At 41.3% G+C, this 21,121-nt stretch carries 26 protein-coding genes and 1 riboswitch; of the genes, 10 read left to right on the top strand and 16 right to left on the bottom strand.

Annotated features, from left to right (window positions below):
* Positions 1 to 155: 155 nt before the first annotated feature.
* From IEV52_RS01705 to IEV52_RS01685, 5 genes are all read right to left on the bottom strand, one after another.
* Positions 156 to 869, bottom strand: a complete 714-nt coding sequence (locus tag IEV52_RS01705; protein ID WP_188400808.1) for an ABC transporter ATP-binding protein — start codon at positions 867 to 869, stop codon at positions 156 to 158.
* Positions 866 to 2,029 (bottom strand): ABC transporter permease, encoded by a 1,164-nt coding sequence (locus IEV52_RS01700; protein WP_188400807.1) that lies wholly within the window; start codon positions 2,027 to 2,029, stop codon positions 866 to 868. The genes IEV52_RS01705 and IEV52_RS01700 overlap by 4 nt, the downstream gene beginning before the upstream one ends.
* Positions 1,999 to 3,228, bottom strand: coding sequence for an ABC transporter permease (locus tag IEV52_RS01695; protein ID WP_188400806.1), 1,230 nt, complete (start codon positions 3,226 to 3,228; stop codon positions 1,999 to 2,001). Before IEV52_RS01695 ends, IEV52_RS01700 begins: the two co-directional genes overlap by 31 nt.
* 85 nt (positions 3,229 to 3,313) lie before the next feature.
* A complete protein-coding gene (locus IEV52_RS01690) occupies positions 3,314 to 4,945 on the bottom strand; it encodes a DUF6583 family protein (RefSeq protein ID WP_188400805.1) in 1,632 nt (543 codons plus the stop codon).
* A gap of 195 nt (positions 4,946 to 5,140) precedes the next feature.
* Positions 5,141 to 5,641, bottom strand: a complete 501-nt coding sequence (locus tag IEV52_RS01685) for a sigma-70 family RNA polymerase sigma factor (RefSeq protein ID WP_188400804.1) — start codon at positions 5,639 to 5,641, stop codon at positions 5,141 to 5,143.
* Between the two features lie 354 nt (positions 5,642 to 5,995).
* Here IEV52_RS01685 and IEV52_RS01680 point away from each other — a divergent pair, with 354 nt between their 5' ends.
* Both IEV52_RS01680 and IEV52_RS01675 read left to right on the top strand, forming a co-directional pair.
* Positions 5,996 to 6,214: a DUF1659 domain-containing protein gene (locus IEV52_RS01680; protein ID WP_188400803.1), complete on the top strand. Its 219-nt coding sequence runs from the start codon at positions 5,996 to 5,998 to the stop codon at positions 6,212 to 6,214.
* A 40-nt stretch (positions 6,215 to 6,254) separates the two neighbouring features.
* On the top strand, positions 6,255 to 6,470 hold the full coding sequence (locus IEV52_RS01675) for a DUF2922 domain-containing protein (RefSeq protein ID WP_188400802.1): 216 nt from the start codon (positions 6,255 to 6,257) through the stop codon (positions 6,468 to 6,470).
* Between the two features lie 94 nt (positions 6,471 to 6,564).
* Here the strand turns inward: IEV52_RS01675 and IEV52_RS01670 are convergent, their stop codons facing one another.
* Genes IEV52_RS01670 through IEV52_RS01650 form a run of 5 tightly spaced genes read right to left on the bottom strand, consistent with a single transcriptional unit; the run spans position 6,565 to position 10,527 of the window.
* Positions 6,565 to 6,963 (bottom strand): MaoC/PaaZ C-terminal domain-containing protein, encoded by a 399-nt coding sequence (locus IEV52_RS01670; RefSeq protein ID WP_188400801.1) that lies wholly within the window; start codon positions 6,961 to 6,963, stop codon positions 6,565 to 6,567.
* Positions 6,963 to 7,349 (bottom strand): FAS1-like dehydratase domain-containing protein, encoded by a 387-nt coding sequence (locus tag IEV52_RS01665; protein ID WP_188400800.1) that lies wholly within the window; start codon positions 7,347 to 7,349, stop codon positions 6,963 to 6,965. The genes IEV52_RS01670 and IEV52_RS01665 overlap by 1 nt, the downstream gene beginning before the upstream one ends.
* Positions 7,346 to 8,452 (bottom strand): acetyl-CoA C-acyltransferase, encoded by a 1,107-nt coding sequence (locus IEV52_RS01660; protein WP_188400799.1) that lies wholly within the window; start codon positions 8,450 to 8,452, stop codon positions 7,346 to 7,348. Before IEV52_RS01660 ends, IEV52_RS01665 begins: the two co-directional genes overlap by 4 nt.
* The gene (locus IEV52_RS01655) at positions 8,449 to 9,921 is read right to left on the bottom strand and encodes an AMP-binding protein (protein WP_188400798.1); all 1,473 of its coding nucleotides are present in this window, start codon (positions 9,919 to 9,921) and stop codon (positions 8,449 to 8,451) included. Before IEV52_RS01655 ends, IEV52_RS01660 begins: the two co-directional genes overlap by 4 nt.
* Before the next feature lie 30 nt (positions 9,922 to 9,951).
* Entirely contained in the window at positions 9,952 to 10,527 is a 576-nt protein-coding gene (locus IEV52_RS01650; RefSeq protein WP_188400797.1) for a biotin transporter BioY, read from the bottom strand.
* 188 nt (positions 10,528 to 10,715) lie between these two features.
* On the opposite strand from IEV52_RS01650, the gene IEV52_RS01645 reads away from it, so the two are divergent.
* Positions 10,716 to 10,895, top strand: coding sequence for a DUF2187 domain-containing protein (locus tag IEV52_RS01645; RefSeq protein WP_188400796.1), 180 nt, complete (start codon positions 10,716 to 10,718; stop codon positions 10,893 to 10,895).
* Positions 10,896 to 10,986: 91 nt separating this feature from the next.
* On the opposite strand, the gene IEV52_RS01640 is transcribed toward IEV52_RS01645, so the two are convergent.
* Positions 10,987 to 12,045, bottom strand: a complete 1,059-nt coding sequence (locus IEV52_RS01640; RefSeq protein ID WP_188400795.1) for a YeiH family protein — start codon at positions 12,043 to 12,045, stop codon at positions 10,987 to 10,989.
* A 130-nt stretch (positions 12,046 to 12,175) separates the two neighbouring features.
* On the opposite strand from IEV52_RS01640, the gene IEV52_RS01635 reads away from it, so the two are divergent.
* Positions 12,176 to 13,063, top strand: coding sequence for a selenium metabolism-associated LysR family transcriptional regulator (locus IEV52_RS01635; RefSeq protein WP_188400794.1), 888 nt, complete (start codon positions 12,176 to 12,178; stop codon positions 13,061 to 13,063).
* A gap of 112 nt (positions 13,064 to 13,175) precedes the next feature.
* On the top strand, positions 13,176 to 13,871 hold the full coding sequence (locus IEV52_RS01630; RefSeq protein ID WP_188400793.1) for a nuclease-related domain-containing protein: 696 nt from the start codon (positions 13,176 to 13,178) through the stop codon (positions 13,869 to 13,871).
* Positions 13,872 to 13,909: 38 nt separating this feature from the next.
* Here the strand turns inward: IEV52_RS01630 and IEV52_RS01625 are convergent, their stop codons facing one another.
* Complete coding sequence (locus IEV52_RS01625; protein ID WP_188400792.1) at positions 13,910 to 14,488, bottom strand: hypothetical protein; 579 nt, start codon at positions 14,486 to 14,488, stop codon at positions 13,910 to 13,912.
* Between the two features lie 161 nt (positions 14,489 to 14,649).
* Here IEV52_RS01625 and IEV52_RS01620 point away from each other — a divergent pair, with 161 nt between their 5' ends.
* Both IEV52_RS01620 and IEV52_RS01615 read left to right on the top strand, forming a co-directional pair.
* Complete coding sequence (locus IEV52_RS01620; RefSeq protein WP_066293612.1) at positions 14,650 to 14,790, top strand: YpzI family protein; 141 nt, start codon at positions 14,650 to 14,652, stop codon at positions 14,788 to 14,790.
* Positions 14,791 to 14,988: 198 nt separating this feature from the next.
* On the top strand, positions 14,989 to 15,360 hold the full coding sequence (locus IEV52_RS01615; protein ID WP_188400791.1) for a VOC family protein: 372 nt from the start codon (positions 14,989 to 14,991) through the stop codon (positions 15,358 to 15,360).
* A 54-nt stretch (positions 15,361 to 15,414) separates the two neighbouring features.
* Here the strand turns inward: IEV52_RS01615 and IEV52_RS01610 are convergent, their stop codons facing one another.
* Both IEV52_RS01610 and IEV52_RS01605 read right to left on the bottom strand, forming a co-directional pair.
* Positions 15,415 to 15,672 carry a carboxymuconolactone decarboxylase family protein gene (locus IEV52_RS01610; protein ID WP_188400790.1) on the bottom strand — a complete coding sequence of 86 codons (258 nt, stop codon included), beginning with the start codon at positions 15,670 to 15,672 and terminating at the stop codon, positions 15,415 to 15,417.
* Between the two features lie 6 nt (positions 15,673 to 15,678).
* The gene (locus IEV52_RS01605) at positions 15,679 to 15,858 is read right to left on the bottom strand and encodes a carboxymuconolactone decarboxylase family protein (protein ID WP_188400789.1); all 180 of its coding nucleotides are present in this window, start codon (positions 15,856 to 15,858) and stop codon (positions 15,679 to 15,681) included.
* 317 nt (positions 15,859 to 16,175) lie between these two features.
* Here IEV52_RS01605 and IEV52_RS01600 point away from each other — a divergent pair, with 317 nt between their 5' ends.
* Both IEV52_RS01600 and IEV52_RS01595 read left to right on the top strand, forming a co-directional pair.
* Entirely contained in the window at positions 16,176 to 17,354 is a 1,179-nt protein-coding gene (locus IEV52_RS01600) for a S8 family peptidase (protein ID WP_188400788.1), read from the top strand.
* Positions 17,355 to 17,591: 237 nt separating this feature from the next.
* Positions 17,592 to 17,696, top strand: a riboswitch (SAM riboswitch).
* Positions 17,697 to 17,779: 83 nt separating this feature from the next.
* Entirely contained in the window at positions 17,780 to 18,442 is a 663-nt protein-coding gene (locus IEV52_RS01595) for a sulfite oxidase-like oxidoreductase (RefSeq protein WP_188402201.1), read from the top strand.
* Positions 18,443 to 18,473: 31 nt separating this feature from the next.
* On the opposite strand, the gene IEV52_RS01590 is transcribed toward IEV52_RS01595, so the two are convergent.
* Entirely contained in the window at positions 18,474 to 18,776 is a 303-nt protein-coding gene (locus tag IEV52_RS01590; RefSeq protein ID WP_188400787.1) for a hypothetical protein, read from the bottom strand.
* Between the two features lie 167 nt (positions 18,777 to 18,943).
* Here IEV52_RS01590 and IEV52_RS01585 point away from each other — a divergent pair, with 167 nt between their 5' ends.
* Positions 18,944 to 19,135 carry a hypothetical protein gene (locus tag IEV52_RS01585; RefSeq protein ID WP_188400786.1) on the top strand — a complete coding sequence of 64 codons (192 nt, stop codon included), beginning with the start codon at positions 18,944 to 18,946 and terminating at the stop codon, positions 19,133 to 19,135.
* A gap of 52 nt (positions 19,136 to 19,187) precedes the next feature.
* Here IEV52_RS01585 and IEV52_RS01580 read toward each other — a convergent pair whose 3' ends face one another.
* Positions 19,188 to 21,113 carry a vWA domain-containing protein gene (locus tag IEV52_RS01580; RefSeq protein WP_188400785.1) on the bottom strand — a complete coding sequence of 642 codons (1,926 nt, stop codon included), beginning with the start codon at positions 21,111 to 21,113 and terminating at the stop codon, positions 19,188 to 19,190.
* Positions 21,114 to 21,121 lie beyond the last annotated feature (8 nt).

Here is a 21,121-nt window from a genome sequence, read left to right as displayed (position 1 = left end):
TACTATATAAAAAAGAGGTTGTGTTTTACGCTTGCGTTACGGAAAATAGGAATTTGGTCCATCTTGTCAAATACAGTCGAATCAGCTTCCTAAAACTTTTTTAAAATAAAAAAAAGAATTACTCCCCTTTTGAGAAGTAATCCTCTTTTTTACTTTTATCCTACAATCTCCCCTAGTGTCTCTGCAAAGTTTTTAGATTGTGTCACAGACCCGAACTGCCTTACCTTCTGTTTTGACCCGTAAAATAGCAGTTCACCTTCTTTTAAAATCAAAAACGAGCTGCAAAGAGTCTCCAGCTCTTGTGCGTCATGGCTGGAATACAGGATGGTCTTCCCTTCACTTCCAAGCTGACGCAGGTCGTTCACGATTTCGTGTTTTGCTGAAATATCGATGCCAACTGTTGGTTCATCCAGAATCAGGATATCCGGGTCATGCAGCATAGCAATTAAGATATTAAGCTTTCTCTGGTTCCCGCCTGACAGATGTTTTACCTTTTTATCAAGGTGTTCCGCAAGCCGCCATTCTTCACAGCGTCTCATCCAGCTCTCCTCAGACGATTTCCTCGCAAGCTTTCCAAAGAATCTTAAATTTTCACGAGCCGTAAGTTCATGATACACCGCAATCTCTTGTGGTACATACCCGATCTTCTCGCGTGTTTTTTTCTTCTCTTTTTTCGCATCCAACCCATCTATATGCACTGTACCGCTTGTTCCGTTCATGATCGTTGCAAGAATTTTTAGAAGCGTAGACTTTCCTGCGCCATTTGGTCCAACAACGCCGACAGTTTCCCCTTTTTCAATAAAGAAGTCCATTTCCTTTAACACTTCTTTTCTGCCAAACTTCTTTGTTAGATTTTCTGCTGTAATCAAGCGCTGTCACCTGCCTTAATTGTTGAAAGTCCATATAGTATGATGCTTATTCCGATGAAAACTAATGGAATCCATAACGTTTGTTGATGAAATGATGAAATGATCCAATATTGTGGTGTCCATTGGGCAGCGCTCTCCAGAAATTGTGAGAGTTCGTCACTTGGAAAGAAGGTGCCGCTTAATAGCGATGAAGCGAGGACCACAAAGAGCGTTACCGCTTGCCATGTACGAGCTGCATGGACGAAATAGGCGAAGAGAAGCGATAAGGCGTTTAAAAATAACACATATCCGACTAGCCCTATGATGGTCGCAGCACTTAACGCCAACTCATCTTTCCACCAGCCAAAACCAATGAACAGCACGAGAAGCTGCAGCTGTAAAATGAGAACCCCTAGCGCATTGCCGATCCAATACTTAGAAAATCCACCAACGGAATAAGGAACCCTTGCACGCATACCCGAATCACGGTCTTTAATCGGCCAGCTGTTCCATAAAAAGCTGAACAGCATGAGGAGCACAAGCATTCCTGGTACATAGATCGAAACGGCTCCACTCTCTTCTGCTTGAGCTCTTTCTTTTGTGGCACCGACTTTGTAATCCACTGTCATCAATGGCTTTGGTTCCCAATGGTTATCGCTGTATTCCCAGGCATCCTTCCAAACAGCGGCTTGCTCTTGTTCATCCAATTTCTTGCTCTTTCCATATGTGTTTAATACGGTGTTGGCTCCGTAAGAATTACTGGATAGACGTTTTACTTCACTCGCAAAAATCTCGCGCACCAATCCGTGTGAGATCGTTCCTGTTGAAAGCCACATCGTTACGAGTTCATCTTCATTATTCTTCTGTATGTTCTCCATGAATCCTTTTGGCAATAAAAAGCCGATCGCCGCTTTTTGGGTCTCGATTTTGTTACGTGCTTCTTCTTCCGTACCCGTACGTACTGCAACAGCTGGATACTTACTTACTCTTTCAATAACGGTCTTGGAATACTGCGATTGATCCTCGTCAACAATGACGACCGGAATCTTGGTGGCATCCGCCGTCTTTTCGACAGACATACTTAAGAAACCGAGCAAAAGAACAGGAATCACTAACCCGATCCAGCTCCACGGACTTTGAAGCAATAATTTTATACGTGTAATGGCAATTGTCCAGACCATGGCAACCTCTTCTTTATTGTAATAATAATAAATCCCAGAATCCAAAATACGACCGAAAAGCTCAGCAGAAGTCCCACAAGAGTCCATGAGACACTGTCAGCAAAGAGCGTATCCACGAGTCCGCTGTGCGAGTGGTGCAGCACATTAAGAAAACTCATGCTGCGCCATATTTCCGGCAGATAGGATATTGGCAGCACACTTCCGCTCGTTGCGGTTATTCCTGTCACAAGTATGATACCCGCTCCCCACTTCGCACCGTTTTGCTGAAAAAGCTCCTGACAGACCGCAAATAACGAGGAGACCGATAAACAATACGCTAGAAGAATAACGGTTGCAGGTATGCTCCATGTTTTTGTCACGCTGTAAAAAAGCGATACTAGAATAATTGCCTGTATAACAAGCAATACAAAAACTGAAAGAACATTACTTATGAAAAACACCCCTGACCTTACACCTTGGAGCGAAAGCCTTTCCCGGAGGGCTGCTTGTTCACTTCTTGCCGTTAAGCTCATGCCAAACAAACCGCCTATCATCAACAAAATCAATACGCCTGACACACTATAAAACTCTAGTGACGTAATTCCGCCTAACGCACTCAATGTTTCGGTTTCATATATTTTGTTCCGGTTTAGTGCTTGAAGCGTAAAATCGGTGATGATCGCATCTCTGTACGTCCTAAATTCATCGGATGGCAGTCCCATCTTACGCAAATAATGAAAAGCAGCGTTCGCTCCGCTTTGTGCAGATGAGATCAAGTTCGCATTCGACACCATCACCTGCTGCAGCAATTCAGCTTGAAAAGGGCGTTCAGGATTACCGATCACCGATACCGGAATGTTTTTACCATGACGTATTCCTTTTGTAAAACCATCGGGCACGATGACGATGCCAGCAATCTTATTTGCAGCCAGCAGTTCACTTGCTTCTCCAGCATCCGTTTTTTTAAAAGAAAGGACGCTTTGCAGTTCTTCTGATTCTTTATACTGCTTCATCAGCAGCTTCGTTTCAAAGGTGTTATCTTCATCCACAATCGCGACTGAGAAGGGCTCGACCCACTGTTTATCTTGTAAAAGGGGTTTGAGTCCGAGGTATGTGATGCCAAGCAGCAGAATCGGAAACAGCATCATCGCAAAGAGCGGAAACGGTTGCTTCAGCCAGCATTTCACGGTTAGATGGGCAATAAGTAGCGTTTGCCTCATAGTGTTGTTCCTTTCGCATAAGAAGTTTTAAAAAAGGACAAAGATCAACTTTATCTTAAGTTATCTCTGTCCTTCTTATTATAGATTATAGTCCTTGAAACATTTGAGCGTTCTCACCAATAAACTGCTCGATGTTGCGTTGAATTTCGGACATCATGCCCATCATTTCAGCATCACTCATCTCAGCGATGTTTTCTGCTTTCCCTTTGCTCAGCTCAGGGAACTTCAGCTTTTCACCGAACGTTGTCTTAGTTTTGATGTTTAATCCAACATTGATGTCACCCATCGAAGGATCGTTGCCGATTAGAGTTACTTTGTAATCGTGGTTCGCATAATCTTTGTCAAGGTTCTGATCACCTGTATGCTCGACCTCAACCGTCATATCCGGAAGTTCCATCGGTGCATCACCTGCCGGAACAAGCTGTGCTGTCCATTTAGACTTCTTGCTTGTACCTTCACCTTTAATATGGAATCCGATACCTTCTGTTGTTCCGTTTTCAGTCATTTCAAATTTTGCTTTAATGTCGCGCTTCTTGCCTTCTTTACCTTTTGGCTCACTTTCCATTTTCACATCTACAAGCAGTGTTTCGCCTTCAGGACCCGCGTTAAGAACCCAAGAAGAATTTGTTGTTTCATCCTTCGTCCAGCTCTCAGACTTATAGTTCATCGGAACAGCTTCTTCACCGTTCGCACCAATCTTCATGGACAGGTCACGGCTTACTACTTTATCATCTCCATCGACGATTACCACTTGCTTCATACCGCCTGGGATCTCTAGATCATCATTGATTGCTTTTTTCGCATCAGCTAAAACTTTTTTCAGTTCTTTTTTCGCTTCTTCCTTGCTCATTGAACCTGTTGGTGCCATTGTGCCAGTTGGAAGTCCGCCTTGCAATGCCGCTTGTTCAGCGACCGCATCAAGGATTTCGTCGTCTTTTTCAATCTTTTCAATAAAATTCACAAGAAGTGTTTTTGTTTCTTTTTCAGATAGAGAAACGGTTAATTCACGAAGCTTCTCACCTTTAAATTCAACATTGTCTTTTAATTTTACGTTTTCGTCTTTCACACTGTCAGCATATACTTTTGCAAATTCCTGGAACGCTTCATCACGCGCTTTTTCACTTATGTCGCCTTCAACCGCTTTAAAGAAGTTCTCAAGCTTCTCCATCCCTTGGTAGGCTGGATCGAACTTGCGCATAACGTCACCAAACTGATTGTTCGGGAAGTAAACATGCTTATCGTAAGCTGCAGGCACGCTTACCGCTGTTTGTTTGTTATTCTGGTAAAACTCAGCTTTCACTAGATCTGTATTGTTCATCGTTAAAGCGATGTCTGCAGATCCTTCTTCTTTTTTAGGGTCGTGCTGTGTTGTCAATTTAATTTCACTATTTGACAGGACAGAACCGATCATAGCCGCTTCCATTCCGCCTGCTCCAAGCATCCCCGGGTCCATCTCTACTCCAACGCGGGCTTCAGACTTATAAGCTTCGTCCATCTGTTTGTCTTGAAGAGCCAGTGCATCTTCAAAACTGTCCTCGAAAGATTCGTTCAATGCCTTGAATGTGTTCATTTCAGACTTCAAATACAGTTCACGCGGCGACAGATCAACGAACATCGCATATGCAGTTGCCCCGATTGCAAGAACCGCAATAACTGCAAGTCCAATGATCAACGGGCGTTTCTTGTTTCCAGTACTCTGATTCACTTGTGTTTCCATCGTTTAGTTGTCCCCCTCTTAATAAATATATAAGCTTTGTCCTACCAACTTATTACACTGTTATTCTAAAAAAATAGCAGCTTTTTTCTATATTGGCATTTATGGAGAAAAAAGGAATTTTTTCACCCACAGTTTTCTACTATACCCTAATTATAGAATTATAGCTATAAAATTGTGTAGTAAGAAAGTTTTATTTTAATTGGTAAATAAAACTGTACGAAATTTTTTAATCGCCGATTTTCTCCACGACTTAACCGCATAGACCGATGTCCCAAACTCCTCTGCGATCTCAGCTTCACTTTTCATGTGAAAGACGCGGTGGATCACCCATCTTTGCTGATTTTCAGTGAGATGCATCAAATATTGATTCAGTGTTTCATCCTCTAATAAAGGAATGCTGTCTTGATGCGAAAGATGCTGAAACGTTAAGGACTCATGAGGATCTTGGCAGATCTCCACTTCTTGTCTCCTCATCTCATTCCTTAACTCTTGTAAAATACGTCCTCTAACCAGCAGGAAGGCATAGGAAGAAAATTGTCCTTTTTCAGGGTCGAATGTTTCATAAGCTTTCCAGAGTCCTAGTAAACCAGCTTGATAGTAATAATCGAAATGAGATGTTAAGTGGTACCGTTTAATCTGCGATTTAATGAGAGGATCAAACATAGTGGCAACTTCTTCAAAGTTCATTTTTTTCATGGGAATACATCCTTGTTGAATGTGCGCACATTCGGGAAATTCCGCGGTACCCTCACTATATTTTTAAATGGTGATCTGGAACAAAACTTCACTCTTTAAAAGCTGAAGCAAAAAAGATGCAGAACGATAAAAGTTGCCGGGAAAGTTGTGAAGAGTTATCCACAGATCGGTGTTGAAATGCTCAAAATCGACATATTTTTGTTATGAAATTCTGAATTTCGAAATGATCAGGTCCAATTATTGAGTAAATCGACCTAAATTGTGGATAAGTATTAAGCGTGCTAAAACTTTTTTGCCAAGATGGCTCCTTATTTCTCTTCACTGGAACTTATGAAGTGAAAGGAGGTGAGGCACATGGCAACAGCAGCTTTGATTGATTCAGCGATGCGCTTAGAGCTTGACGGTGGATTAGATGCAGACAACAAACCGGTTGTGAAGTATAAAAACTTCGCACACGTAAAGACTTCTTCGACTCCTGACCAGCTTAATGCAGTCGCAAACGCGTTATCCGGTCTTCAGGTGTATCCCCTTGTGATGATCAAGCGCAATGATTCATTCGCGATTCTTTCGTAATGTCATGATGAGGAAAATATAGAGGAAAGGAGGGATATTAATGGCCAAAGTGCTTGAATTGCAGTTTCTTAACCAGGAGAACAAAACAGTGACCATCCGACTGGATGCTCCGATCGAACCGGTTGATCCTGCAGCTGTAAACGCAGCGATGGACACAGTAATCGCCCAAAACATCTTCACTTCATCTGGCGGAGATTATACGAGCAAAAAAGGTGCGCGTATCGTTGACCGTGAAGAAAGCGAGATCACATTATAGAATAGAGCGAGTAAAAAAACCGTCTTTTGGCCGAATGGCACAAAAGACGGTTTTTTAATACTGTGGATTATGTTGATACTGTGGATAAAGTATCTTACTTATACACTTGAAGACATAACTCTCCTTTTGCCACTTGTGGATAAGTGGGGCTCGAAACTTGAACGTGAATGAGCACTTGTCCATCTTGCACCAGAGAAACAGACCCTGACACCAAAATCCTTTCACCTGCAAAAACGGGTTTGATAAACTTCATGTTATATTGCTTTATCCAGAAGCTATCGTTTAGAAGAGGTTCCACAATTTTGGAAGCAATCGCCATAGAAAGCATGCCGTGTATGATTTTTGCAGAAAAACCGCGTTTCTTAGCCTCATTGTCATCAAAATGAATAGGGTTGTGATCCCCCGAAACATCTCCATACCGTTTAATGATTTCCTCTGTAACCTCTAAAGATATGGGTTCCAGCAATGAACCAAACTGATAGGCTGAAGACATCATTCAGCCTCCTTTAATAGAATGGATTTAGCTGAGAATACCATTTGATTTTGTTCGTTTTTGCCGATAAGCTCTTGGTGCAAAACGAGAAATTGCCGCCTTTTTTCGACCGAATTTAAGGAAATTGTACATTGAAGTAAGTCACCTATTGAGATAGGATATTCATATACGAACGTTTGTTCTTTATGGATAAAGGACTGCCCGTCAAGCCAAGGCACGCTCATATATTGATAAAATATCATTGGCAGTGCTGGGGGAACATGCTTTAGCTCTTCTGTTGCAGTGTGATCTGTGCCTGTTGCAGCAGCATAAGCCATTAAAAGTTCCTTTGTTATCTTGATCGATACAGGAAGCGTAACAGCTCCTTCCCACTGTTTAATATTCATTTACACTCATACCTTTCAAATAGCGTGGCGATTCCAAGTCCGCCGCCGATCCCTAAAGTGGCTGCACCATAGCGGTCTTTCGTACCCATTTCTCTTAACAATGAAGCGACCAATATGGCTCCCGATGCTCCATAGGGATGACCGAAAGCGATCGCCCCACCGCCTTTATTCATCTTGTCCCATGGAATGTTAAGTTCTTGTGCAGATGCGACTACTTGAGCCGCAAACGCTTCATTCAACTCAAAAACATCGATGTCTTCTATGGATAGATTGTTTCGCTGCAGAAGAGACCTTACAGCAGGAACCGGTCCAATTCCAGGCAGGATAGGATCTACTCCTGCGGTTACAGCATCCACGAATGTTAGTTTAGGGGTGAGGTTCAGCTCTTTCGCTTTTTCCTCTGTCATGATGAGCACAACGGAAGCACCATCGTTTAAACCGCAGGAATTTGCGGCTGTCACTGTTCCATTTTCTTTAAACACAGGACGGGCTCTTTTGATAATTCGATTAATAGCCTTGAAATCTTTTATTCCCTCATCTGTTAATGGTACGCCGTTCATCTCCACGAGTTCATTGTTAAAACGGTCTCTTTCGATCGAGTCGATTGTTCTTTTATAGCTTAAAAGGGCATACTCATCCTGTTTTTCACGGGAAATTCGATAGCGTTCTGCAACGTTTTCTGCTCCAACGCCCATATCCGGGTCGCCGATCGCATCTGGCGAAAAACGTGCTCTCTTCGTATATGCCGAGGTGCTGACTGACTCTGTGCCTCCAGCGATATAAATGTCACCCGCTCCTGATTGAACAAGCCTGCATGCAAGGTTGACCGCTTCAAGCCCTGAACCGCATTGTCTGTCAACACTGACGCCAGGCACGCTTAGAGGGAGTTCAGCTGTTAAAGCCGATAAGCGGGCAATGTTCCCGCCAGGGCCAACAGTATTCCCTAAAATAACATCCGAGATTGCCTCAGCAGGAACATGGTTTGCTTTTATCATTTCTTTTATAACGGCAGCTGCAAGGCTTTCTGCGCGTACGCCTTTCAGATAACCGTCTTTTTTTCCGATCACAGTCCGCTTGGCATCTATAATTACTGCTTTTTTCATTTTGTGTAGACTCCTCGGCTGTACCTCTCTTTTACTTGAGCACGTGCTATCTTTCCACTGGATGTGTAGGGAAGCTCCTTTGTAAAAATGACTTGCTTCGGTACTTTAAAGACGGAAAGATGCTTTCTGCAAAAACGCTGAACATCCCGAACGGTTAGGGTATCATCTTCAACAAGAATAGCAGCTGAAACTTTTTGTCCCCAATACGAGTCCGGCGTCCCAAAGACAATGGCTTCTTCAATGCCTTCCATCATATTCAGGACTTTCTCGATTTCCTCAGGGTAGACGTTTTGCCCTCCTGAAATAATCATATTGTTGCTTCTCCCTATAATATACAGGTCTCCATCTTCATCAGCCTTTGCAAGATCTCCTACTGTCAGCCAGCCATCGTCACTCCATACCTCTTTATTTGCATCAGGACGGTTTATATAATGGGAGAAAAGCATGTCACTTTTCACGTAAAGGGTTCCCACATCGTTTGGCCCCGCTTCATTTCCATTCTTATCGCGAATGGACAGCTTCACGTTATGAAAAGGCTGTCCAACGGATAACGGCTTCCGTACAGCTGTACGGTGATTGATATAGCTTACAAAGCTTAATTCTGATGCACCATAAAACTCAATAAGGTCTGTCTCTGGAAAGTATAGCTGAATCCTGTCTTTCAACCCGGGTTCCCATTTGGCACCGGATGAAATCATTTTCTTTAAAGAAGGGATATTTCCTGCTGACTCCATTTCTTTTATAAGGGCCGCAAGCATTGTAGGCACTGCGTATAGGGCTGTTGCCCGCTTCTCCTGAAGGACTTTTAGCGTTTTGACCGCTGAAAATTTAGGCAGCAGTTTAACGGTCCCACCTAAAAATAGAGTACTGACTGCGGCGTACAAAAATAACGAATGCACGAGAGGTCCCGGAACAAGCACGGTATCACGATCAGTTAACCCGAATTCTTCTTTGCTGCAAGCAAAGCTTTTTACCCAGGAACGGTGGTTTCTCACAAAACATTTTGGAATACCTGTCGATCCCGAGGTGAACCCCATATAAAACAAGGAATCTTCTGTTGTGGTGTGTGCTTCTTCAGATTCATATTGCGGTATATCCGCAACAAGCACTATTTTTCCTTCCCACAGGCTTAATCGATCCTTGTACTCTTCTGTGGTAATGATCACATCAGGTTCAGCCTGATGCAGCCTTTCCATAAGTTCGCTTTGCTTCCATTTTAAATCAAGCGGTACCGCGATCCAGCCTGAGGAAACAGCTCCAAGAAAATACTGCAAAAACGGTATTCCATTCGGTACATAAAGAGCTGCTTTTCCCTGTAATCCTTTTTTCGGCTCATAACTAAAAAAGGCTGCGATACGGCGGATGTTTTCAAGAAGATCTGGATAGGTAACCTTTTGATCTTCTATTTCTATCGCCGATTTTTCAGGGTAAAGGCGTGCGTTTTTCTCGATAGGATCTGTTATGAGCACAAGAATTCCTCCTATAGAAAAAGACTGCCCTTAGGCAATCTCTTTCGTCCTGTTCGTATTCAATGCTGTCTGATTCTTAAATAATCTTTGTCTTATTTTAACACCAAGCCCTGCAGCAATGATAGCTTTTAACAGATCGCCCGGCAGATAAGATAACCCAGAGATTGAGGCAGCCTCTAAACTAATATCCATAACAAAGGCTACAACAGGAATCCCGCAAAGATAAACAAAAATGATACCTGCTGCAAAATTGTACAGAAATACTTTCCACACCTTAAGGGGCTGCTTCGCTTTTTCGACCAGCAAACCAATCAAGAAAGCGGACAACGGCCAACTGAGTATGTATCCTGCACTTGGCCCTACAAAAACGCTCGCTCCTCCTCTGCCTCCAGCAAGCCCTGGCACTCCTGCTAAGATGATTAAAAGAAAAAGAATCATACTCATACCGCCAAGCCTTGCACCCAATACGACGCCCGCCAGCATGACACCCAGTGTTTGTGCTGTAATAGGAACAGGAGTAAACGGCAATATGATAGGCGGAAGAAAACCGAGAACTATCATAATGGCTGCAAATAACGACACATAAGTCATTTCTTTCATTTTCATATTCATACACCTCTATCATTTAATGTTAACCATTCATTACTTTTAAGTTAACATTAAAAGCGGTTTTATGGCAATCTTTAATTGTTTTCGCTATAATGCTTAACAAATAGAAGTTTTTTATATTTAAAAGAAAACATTATACAATTATGGTAAAATAGGACAAACATAATGAAGTTGGAGGAAAAGGCATGGAGTTTAAAATCGGTGATATTATTGAAACGTTCGACGGATTAAAGGGAGAAATCACATCATTGTTGACCAATACCGCTGTTGTGGACTTTTCCGTAACAGAGAATTATGAAAAACATTTTGAGGATGCAAAACAAGTCGTTAGACTCAATGATATTAGACAAGTTGTAAACAGCTAAATGTTATATATATTGAAAAACAGCCTTTTTATTAATAGGCTGTTTTTTGTTTTTTAAAAAAAGGCACCAAAACCCTATATTTTTTGATGTCCTATATAACAATATAGGTGATAAATGATAGAAGGATAGAAGTGATAACAACAGCGAGCAGCGGTTTTAACGCCCTCGTTTTAATGTCGTATAATGAAACATTTAAACCTAGTCCAACCATGGCCATAGTTAGGACAAATGTTGTTAGATCCGTGATCCCCTCTAAAAGTTCAGCCGAGACTTTGATTAGGTCTCCCACTACATAACTGCCAAAAAGGCTCATGACGATAAATCCTACAAGAAACCAAGGGAATGCGATCTTCGTATCGTCTGCTCCGCTTGATTTCTTTTTCTTCATCCAATACATGAATACAAAGCATAATGGAACAAGAAGAAAAACACGTCCTAATTTTGCTAATAAAGCCATCGCTAATGCATCTTCGCCACCCGGAGCTCCTGCTAGTGCAACATGTGCGATCTCATGCAAACTGAGTCCTGCCCAGCTGCCGTAATCTGTTGATGACAAAGGAAGAACCGGCCTTAGAACCGTATAGATAACGGCAAACAGCGTTCCTAATAAGGCGATGATACCTACGCCGATCGCTGTATCTTCTTCTTTAGCTTTAATTATGGGTGATACTGCAGCAATCGCAGCTGCTCCACACACTCCTGTCCCCACACCTAATAATAATGAGATGGACGGATCTGCTTTAAACCATTTTGCCAGTACCATCACAAAGATGATGGAAAAGACGATCGTGCCGATTCCATAGACTAATAAGGAAAGCCCCTGTTGAAAGATAACATCAACGTTCAATTTCAAGCCATACAAGATGATTGCGAATCGAAGTAGTTTCTTAGAAGAGAATTCAATTCCTGCTCTAAACTTTTCAGGATATCCTGATACTTGTCGATATAGGACTGCAATGATGATGGAACATGCAAGAGGACCAGCTACATGGAATCCCTCCAGTTTAGATAATCCTAAGCCAAGTATCGCAATAAAAAAGGTAAATGCAATTCCACCACTCCATTGAAACACATCTATTCTTTTTCTTTGATAGATTTTATTTGGAAGCGCTTTCAAATCTCTCTCCAATTCAACGTTATTTATTCCCATCTAGTCACCTTCTTTTCTTTCTATGTAATTCTATGTTATTTCATAAAGCTGGATAAGTATAATAAATAATTGATATAATTATGATAACAAAATTGTTATAAATGAAATATGAAGGGGATGAATAGGAATTATGGAACAAGAATTACTAGTTTTCATCTCTGTTGTGGATCACAAAAATTTCTCAAGAGCAGCAGAAGAGCTTCATATGACACAGCCTGCCATCAGCCGATACATCAAATCACTCGAGAAAAAACTAAACACTCGTTTATTAGACCGTAATAATAAAATGGTACAACTGACAAAGTCCGGAGAAATTGCCTACTATCATGCTAAAGAAATACTGGGACTTCACGAGCAGATGCAGCAATTAATTGATGACTTACACAATACAGCTAGCGGAAAGTTAAAGATAGGAGCAAGCTATACATTCGGGGAATACATCCTGCCTCACGTCATAGCAAAATTGCGTAAACAATATCCTCTTATAACACCTTCCATCACAATAGGCAATACACGTGAAATCGTTGAACTTGTTCAAAACAGACAGCTAGACATTGGCATTATTGAAGGCGAGATCACAGATGAACATCTACACATGGAGAAGTTTGCTCCTGACGACATGGTCATTGTCACCTCATCTGAAACGGAGGAATTAAGCACTCACGATCAACTCGAAGAAGCCCCTTGGATCGTACGAGAAGAAGGATCCGGAACAAGGGAAGCAACCGAAAAAATGTTTAAAGCCTTTGGATTATCACCTGTTAGAAAGATGGAATTTGGGTCGAACCAGATCATAAAAGAGGCTGTTGAGGCTGGACTGGGTATAACTTTTCTCTCAACATGGGCTATACGTAAAGAGCTAGCATTAGGCACAGTTCAAGTGTTGAATATAGAAGGGGTTCCAGTAAAAAGATCCTTTACTTTTGTTACGCAAAAAACACAATATCAAGCAAAATCTATTTCTGTTTTTGTAAATCTTCTAAGAGATTTTAATAAAATGAAAATTTCCTCCATTTAAATAAGAAAACAGCTCTTTGTTTCAAAAACAAATGAGCTGTTATTCTTTATTTCTAGAAAAAATTGGCGATAAAGAAAGGAGTAAATAAAATTAAGAAATTAGGGATTTAATTATGTTTTTATCCAAGTTCTTTAAAAGAAGTAATAAAAACTCTGAAAAAGTTGTTATCCCCTCCTCTTCTAAAGAAGTATTGAAGAAAAATATTGTAAAGCAATCTTCTAGAAAAGGTGAACTTGGAGAATATAAGATTGCTGTTCAACTCTCTCAGTTCTCAAAAGAATATAAAGTATTACACGACCTTCTTATCCCGAATACAAGGTCCAAATCTGGATATTCACAAATTGATCATGTCCTTTTGTCGCCTTTTGGAATTTTTGTTATTGAAACCAAAAACTTTCAAGGAACTATCTATGGTTCTGCCAATCAAAAACAATGGCTAGTCAATGGCAAGTTTAAATTTATGAATCCATTTATTCAAAATTATGGACATATTGAAAGCTTAAAGAGCTTAATTGATCCTAAGTATAAAAACTCTTTCATCTCCCTCGTCTCTTTTACGAAAAGATGTACACTAAAAACTGATCTGGGCTATAGGAATATACAATCATCTGAATTAATCGTTTATGACACAGAACTGACAGAAACCATTAACAGGAAAGAAGCTATTAATAAGCTTTTACAACCTGAACCAATGTTGTCTAAAGAAGATATCGAAAAGTGTTATTCCCAATTTTTAAAAGTGAATGTTCTGAACAAAGATGTAAGGGAATTACATATTAAGTTAATAAAAGGTAGTACTTCTAACTAATAAATCCCCTGAAGGTTATCAGGGGATTACTATTTTTATTAATATTTATTTGTATTCTTGGAACCAACTGAAACTACATTTTTCTCGTTTCCTGTGTTATAGGCGTTCTGATTAAATCCTGAAGAATAATCTTTCAGGCTGTCATTTCCGATAGGATTTTCCGTTAATTCAGAACCCGCTTCTTTTAGCTTTGAGCTGATGCCGCTAAGTTCTCCTCTAGCTTCCTTAGCTGTAGATAGAGCATCATTGGAAATTTCTTTTAACACATCGAAGTTACCATAGACATCCTTATTCACACGCTGATAAAGCTCTTGTGCGTCACTTATGGCTTCTTTTAAGGTGTTCGTTGCGGATTTGAACTGACTGATCATCTGATCTTTCACTTCACCTGGATTTTCTTTCACTTCGGCCAACATTTTACTCGAGCTATCCTTTAAACCTACCGCTGTATTCTTCACTTTTGTCCGCGTATTATAATCAATCAGTGCAAGCGCTCCGCCAATCAATCCACCGATCACAATACCTTTTAAAAGCTTGCTGTTTTGTTCATTCCCATATACATCTTCCTGATATAAATCGTTTTGATATCCCGTCGTGGTATTTACATTTTGTGCCATTTTAATTCCTCCCTATTTAAATTTTTTCGTAGTATGGGATTTCCCTTTTCTATAAAAGCTAAACGTTTTAGTGCGCCGTCATCTTATTCACCACGTATACATAAAAGGGTTTAATTCAACTCATACTAGGAAAAATCTGATTTAGATTGGAGGTTTTTTGAATGGGAAAAGACAGACAAGAGAAAAAACTAAGAGAGTCAGGACGTGTGGAATCTGACCGTGATCAAAGTTTAAAATATTCAGGTGCTGCAAAGATGGAAAGCCCTGATGAAGCTCGTGCTCGAAATCATCAAGATCAATAACAGTCAAATGACTTACGGAGTGGATTTCCCTCGGTAAGTCATTTTTATATGTTTGGTTAAGGATAGATTTATCAACTTAGTTGCCCTACTTAAAGAACCAAATAAAACAGGCTTATATGGAAGATGTTGTATTTATTGAGGTGCACCTTTATAGTTAATTTTAAGTACATCATTCTATTCAGTTTACGAGGAGGAAATATGAAACTAGGCGCATTCTCAATAAGTTTAAGTGTAAAGAATATCAATAAATCGAAAACATTTTACGAAAACTTAGGATTTGAAGTATTAGGCGGGGACATTACTCAAAATTGGCTGATCATGAAGAATGAAAGTACCGTTATTGGACTATTCCAAGGAATGTTTGAAAAGAACATCCTAACTTTTAATCCTGGCTGGAATCAAAATGCCGAAAGTCTTGATTCATTCACGGATATTCGAGACCTTCAAAAGCAGCTTAAAGAAAAAGGCGTTAAAATGCTGACGGAAGCAGATGAAAACAGTGAAGGTCCTGCAAGTTTTACAATTGAAGATCCTGATGGAAACCCGATTCTTGTGGATCAACACAGATAATACATAAAAAGCGTCCAGACCAAGCTGATCTGGGCGCTATTTTTTAGTCATACTTTACTTATTTTCAATTCCCATCGCGATAATAAACCAGTTGGCTCCGTTCTTACTTCCAATCTGAAAGAAGAGTGCTATGATTTCTTCGCGTGTAAAATGCTCTTTTAATCGATTGTACAATTCATCTGGCATTTGTCCGTGATACGCCATGGTATGATCGGCTAGTTCTAAAGCGAGCTTGTGACGTTCAGAAAGTTCGGTTTCGCCTTGCTTCATTGCGGTTTGTCGAGCGGACTCGTCCAGAGTCCCATAATCCATGCTTTGTCAGTAATCGCAGCCGTTGTTTGAGGCCGCTCGCAGGCGGAGCATCTCCATGAGTTCGGGCTCTAGGATGTTGTTTAACGCCTTTTCCATCTGTTGAAACGCATCAAGAATTTCTGGCGTATTGGCAAGTGTCTTTTTAAATGGTGTTCCTTCTACATTCACTTCTGGTAAACGTGCCATTTTTTTATCCTCCTCCTCAAAATCATTACTACCTCTTAAGCTTAACTGATTTTCTTAATGTGTCCTATTTTTCTGTTTTGTGTTTTGTATAGCTTTACAAGCACGTTATGTAATGTTTACTATCGTAACCTTATCTTAAGATAATAAATAAGTCGCACATGATACGCTTTGACTATAGATATAAAGTCTCTTCAACCACTATGAACTGGTAAGTTATCATTATTTTTAGATAGCATTGAAGGGTTTTGTAAAATATTGTTGAATTCCTTAGCTACCTAGCCAAGCTTGCTTGGTAAACACATCAGAGGAGTGATTTTATGTTAAAGAGTATCATAGCAGGAGCCGCATCTGTACCATTATTGGTCTCTTTAGCTCTTCCGGCTTCGGCCGTTGAGCGAGAAGTAAAGGAAGCTTCGTTTACACCTTCAGCAAAACAGGAAGCTGCTTCACAGGAAATCATCGTACATTTTAAAGACTCTGTTGCAGCGGCAAGCACTATTGAAAATAGAGTTTCAAAGATTGGGGGAAAAGTTGTTGATGTTACAGAAGACTTTACCGTTGTTAAGGTGGATGGGCATGCAGAAGATGCTGTAAAGAATTTCGAGAAGCTAGACACGGTAGAATACGCAGAGCCTAACGTTACATTCCATGCAAGTTATGTTCCGAATGATCCTGCCTATTCAAAACAATATGCTCCTCAAAAAGTTGGTGCAGAGCAAGCTTGGGATACAACGCAAAGCTCATCATCTGTAAAAATCGCCGTAATCGATACAGGTGTTGACTATTATCACCCGGATCTAGCCGGAAAAGTGATCAAAGGTGCTGATTTTGTCGATGATGATAACGATCCGATTGATGAGAACGAACATGGGACACACGTTGCGGGGATCGCTGCAGCTAACACGAACAACGGTGTAGGCATTGCAGGTCTTGCTCCTAAAGCTTCTATTCTAGCAGTTCGTGTTCTAGATGCAGAAGGCAGCGGTTCACTGGATGATGTTGCACAAGGTATTCGTTACGCGGCTGATCAGGGTGCACAAGTGATAAACTTAAGTCTTGGCGGATCATTGGGTACGAAAACGCTTGAGGATGCAGTTAATTATGCTTTCAGTAAGGGTTCAGTAGTAGTAGCTGCTGCTGGCAACTCTGGTGTTATGCTTCCTAGTTATCCAGCATACTATTCAAACGCGATCGCGGTTGCCGCTACGGATAAAAACGATCAAAAAGCCTCTTTCTCTAACTTCGGTACGTGGGTAGATATTGCAGCTCCTGGTGTTGATATCTATTCTACAACGCCAAACAACCAGTACACGAGCTTTTCTGGCACTTCCATGGCATCACCGGTTGTTGCGGGTGTAGCTGGACTCCTTGCGGCTCAAGGAAAAAATGCTTCACAAATTCGTGCAGCACTGGAGGATACGGCAGATCCTGTAACAGGTACAGGGACGTTGTTCCAAAACGGACGTGTGAATGCAGCAAAAGCTGTACAACATTAAAATAGATGTTTCATAGCCTCTGGGAGTCCTAAATTTCAAGACTTCTGGAGGTTTTTGTTTAGAATTCGCTTTTACATGGAGGAAGCAGAAGAAAAATAAGTGTATTTTTACTTAATTAGTCTTGCTGTTTTCGGGATAATTTTTTGTGTAGGGATATCCAATGAGTTCACTTGATTTTTGCTAAGCATATGTCATAATGAATGTAACTTTTATATGGATTTAACCGATCTATTCGGTCTCTTATTTCGAGCAGGCGGAGGGAATTAGCCCTATGAAGCCCGGCAACCACCTATTTTTAGGCACGGTGCTACATCTAACAGTCTATGGACTGAAAGATAAGAGGATGTTTATGGAATCATTCGTCCTCTTTTTTATAAAGAGGGCGTTTTTTATTTACTTTTTATGAAGGAGTGTGTTGTATGGGTTTGAATAAAGCGGATCGAATTAAGAAAATGCGCGTTCCTGAGGCGAATGGAAGTTTAAAAGATAGAGTGCCGCCTGGGCAAGTGGCTACGGAACGGTTCCCTATATTGCATGAAGGTGACGTTCCTGTTTATGACATGAAAAAATGGTCGTTATCTGTAGAAGGACTTGTCGGTAAATCTGTAGAATTTACTTTTGAAGACATCATGAAGATGCCACAAACGACAGTGGTCCGCGATATTCATTGTGTAACAAGATGGTCACGGTTCGACAACGCGTTTGAGGGTGTTAAATTTAAAGATTTTTTGAAGCACATTGAGGTTGATCCGAAAGCCAAGTACGTGATGGTCCACGCCGATTACGACTACACGACAAATGTTCCGCTCGACGATCTATTGCGTGATGATGTGCTTTTGGCCCACTCGTTTGACGGCAAACCGCTGACCGATAAACACGGATTCCCGCTCCGCCTCATCGTTCCTCATCTTTATTTTTGGAAGAGTGCAAAATGGGTCCGAAAATTTGAGTTCTTAGCGGAAGATCAGCCTGGTTTTTGGGAGCAGAACGGGTTTCATATGTATGGTGATCCGTTTAAAGAGGAGCGCTTCTCGAGTGATGAGTTTGAGATGCCTGAGGATGAGTGGAAGAAAAAAGAGTATGATTGATCATTAGAATGAACGAAGGGGAATAAAGTTATTACTTTTTTCCCCTTAGTGCTTTTATCTCTTTTTTTAGTGCATTCAGCTGGTCTTGCATGTCCTTCATCTGAGCCTCTTGTTCTTTCTGTTCTTTCTGCGACTGCAAATCATCAATATAAACTTGCCTTAAAGCAATACCAGCACTTATTGTGGCAATAAAATCTGCGACAGTAGACAGGGATGCTGCAAGCAGTGCCAGTTCAGCAGCTATGACAGTGCCATTTTTGTTTTTTGCAATGATTTCTTCCTCAGCTAAGTCCAGAATCGTTCCAATATCACTCTGACGGGGCAAGTTACTCACTTCCTTATCTCTGCATTTGTAATACTTTATGCTTTTATCCTAGTAGCGGTGCCCGTTTTTCCTTTGGGAAAAAGTGAATAATACAAGTAAAATTTATGGTTTTCGTATTTTGTTTCTTAACGTATAGGCATTTCGACCGATATTATTCATACTAGGGAGGTTTGGCGATGGAAAACTGGCTGTCTTTTCGTATTCCGTTTGATATTATATCCATTTATATCTTGCTTGCTGCTTTTATTGTTGTTGGTATCTTCTCAAGCCTGCTTCGAACAGCCTTACCAGAATGGTCGGTAAAAATCTTTAGCTATACAGGATTTGTTGGAGTCATTTTTGCTTGGCTGAAGCTATTGGAGTATTAAAACATACATAAATAAACGCCCGAGGGTCTAGGTGCCCTGGGCGTTTTGGCGCTTATATGGATTTAAAAAGAAGTTTGCGTAGAACTGGCATGAGGTAGTCTACTAGTTCGGCCGCACTTGGTACGACTACATTTTGAGGTCCATAAATGTTCTGCATGAGTTTTTCTTCTTCTTCTGTGATTTCACCGTTTGCGATAAACATACCAATCGTTTCGATACCAAGCTTTCTTGTACGAGTAACAGCTTCATGCGTGTCGAGAACACCGTGCGTTTCATAATCGAAGGCAGCTGGCTCCCCATCAGAGAAAACAAGAAGAATTTTCTGCTGTTCTGGCCGTTTCATGAGTTCCTCGCCCATTCGGCGGATCGAGTATCCGTCACGATTGTCTTCCTGCGGTTCAAGCTGCATGATCGCTGCTCCAGGCTGATGAAGTGAGTTTCTGTACGAGATCACTTCATGAAAGTAGTTCGGCTGGTTGTTCACTGTTGCATCAGCTGCATCTTCCCAAAAGCCGACGACCGAATGTGGAATTCTGAGTGCCTTTAATGTTTCGTGAAAAAGAACGATCCCCTTCTGTGTCTCTTCCATCTTGTTAAACATGGATGCTGAGCAGTCTACAAGAAGCGTGAACGTAGTGTCGAGTTCATGCTGAGATTCCTGCTTTTTTCGAAACAGTCTCGGATTCTTGTCGGTTGCAAGTCTTGTGAGCTTTTTCCCCAGTCTTCCAAAGTGCAGGTCTTCTCTAGGGCTTGTTCGTTTGTGCTCCATCGTTTTAAGGAAGTTTTGCTTGAGCTGGGTGACGAATGGAGCGATCTCTTGGTTGAAAAGTTCATATTGTGTAACTTCTTCCGGTGTCGCAGGTTTTGCAGGGACGAAATGCTCGGTTACGTTTTTGTTTACTTCTCCATACGGGAAGTGGCTGCTAGAGTTAGAACCTGTTTGATTATTGTCGGTTTCCGATTCGTGTTCGTTTTGGGTGTTGAAGTCGTTGTTCTCGGTCGAGTGAGCGCTCGTTTGGACCGATCCAAATACGGCGTCCCCACTTTCAGCTTCCCGCGCTCCTTCTCCTAATAGATCCGTATTCGTTCCTTGATCGAGATCCATTTGTAAAAACGAATCCTGCGGGTCTGAGGTTTCATCATGCCAAGACGAGTGGGATTCTTTCTCTTGGTCGTTTTCTTCCTCTTTTTGCTCGTCTTTTGTGATGGTTTTCTTCGTTTTGGTTTCGTTGCTTCTTGTTAAGTCGTCAAACTTTTGCGATTCGTCAGTCGAGTCAGTTGATGCCGGCTTGTCGCTGAAGCTGCGGTAAGCGGTTTTCATGTCTGGTAGATCTGAGTGCTGTTTTGTGAGTTCAGCCATTTGGATAATAATTGCCGCAATATCGTGTGTTGATTGTGCCGAAGTTAGTTTTGTAAGCAATGGTCTTAACTCTAGGTAAAGCTGTTGCGTTTGCAGCGGTACAGCGACAAAGCGTTTATTCGCTAAAAGGATGATATGGCAAAATAAAGCGTCGAGTTCACGCTTTTGTTGAATATGTTTTCGGTACTCGCGGTTGTAGTGAACCTGAAACGTTTCTTTGCGGAGCTGAAAAGCATGCTTCATCCCTGGCCGGTCGTTTATGCAGATCTGTTCTAATCGGTAGTCTTCCGCGAAGAGAAGGACCTGTTTTAAAAATTCACGGTGCGGGTGGGTTTTCAGTACACTGAGCGTATTCCATATGGAGTTGTCGTCCGTATAAAACTGCGTTCCGTAGCTGCGCAAATAAACGTCCGATTTCCAGCCTTCGAGCTGAATGTCGCGCGGATAAGGGTTCCAGAACTGGCTGACATGAGTAGCGCCGCTGTTTCGTTCGAGATACGAGTGGTATGAGAACGAAACGTCCATTTTATCCACTTTTGAGAGTGAGCGTGAAAGATCGATCAGTTGCATGTGAACAAAAGAATCGATCTTTGTATTCGCAAATACTAGGAATTTCATCTAGGCGA

This window comes from Fictibacillus barbaricus, from assembly GCF_014635025.1.
GTDB lineage: Bacteria > Bacillota > Bacilli > Bacillales > Fictibacillaceae > Fictibacillus > Fictibacillus barbaricus.
This window is presented reverse-complemented; position numbering and strand designations above follow the sequence as displayed.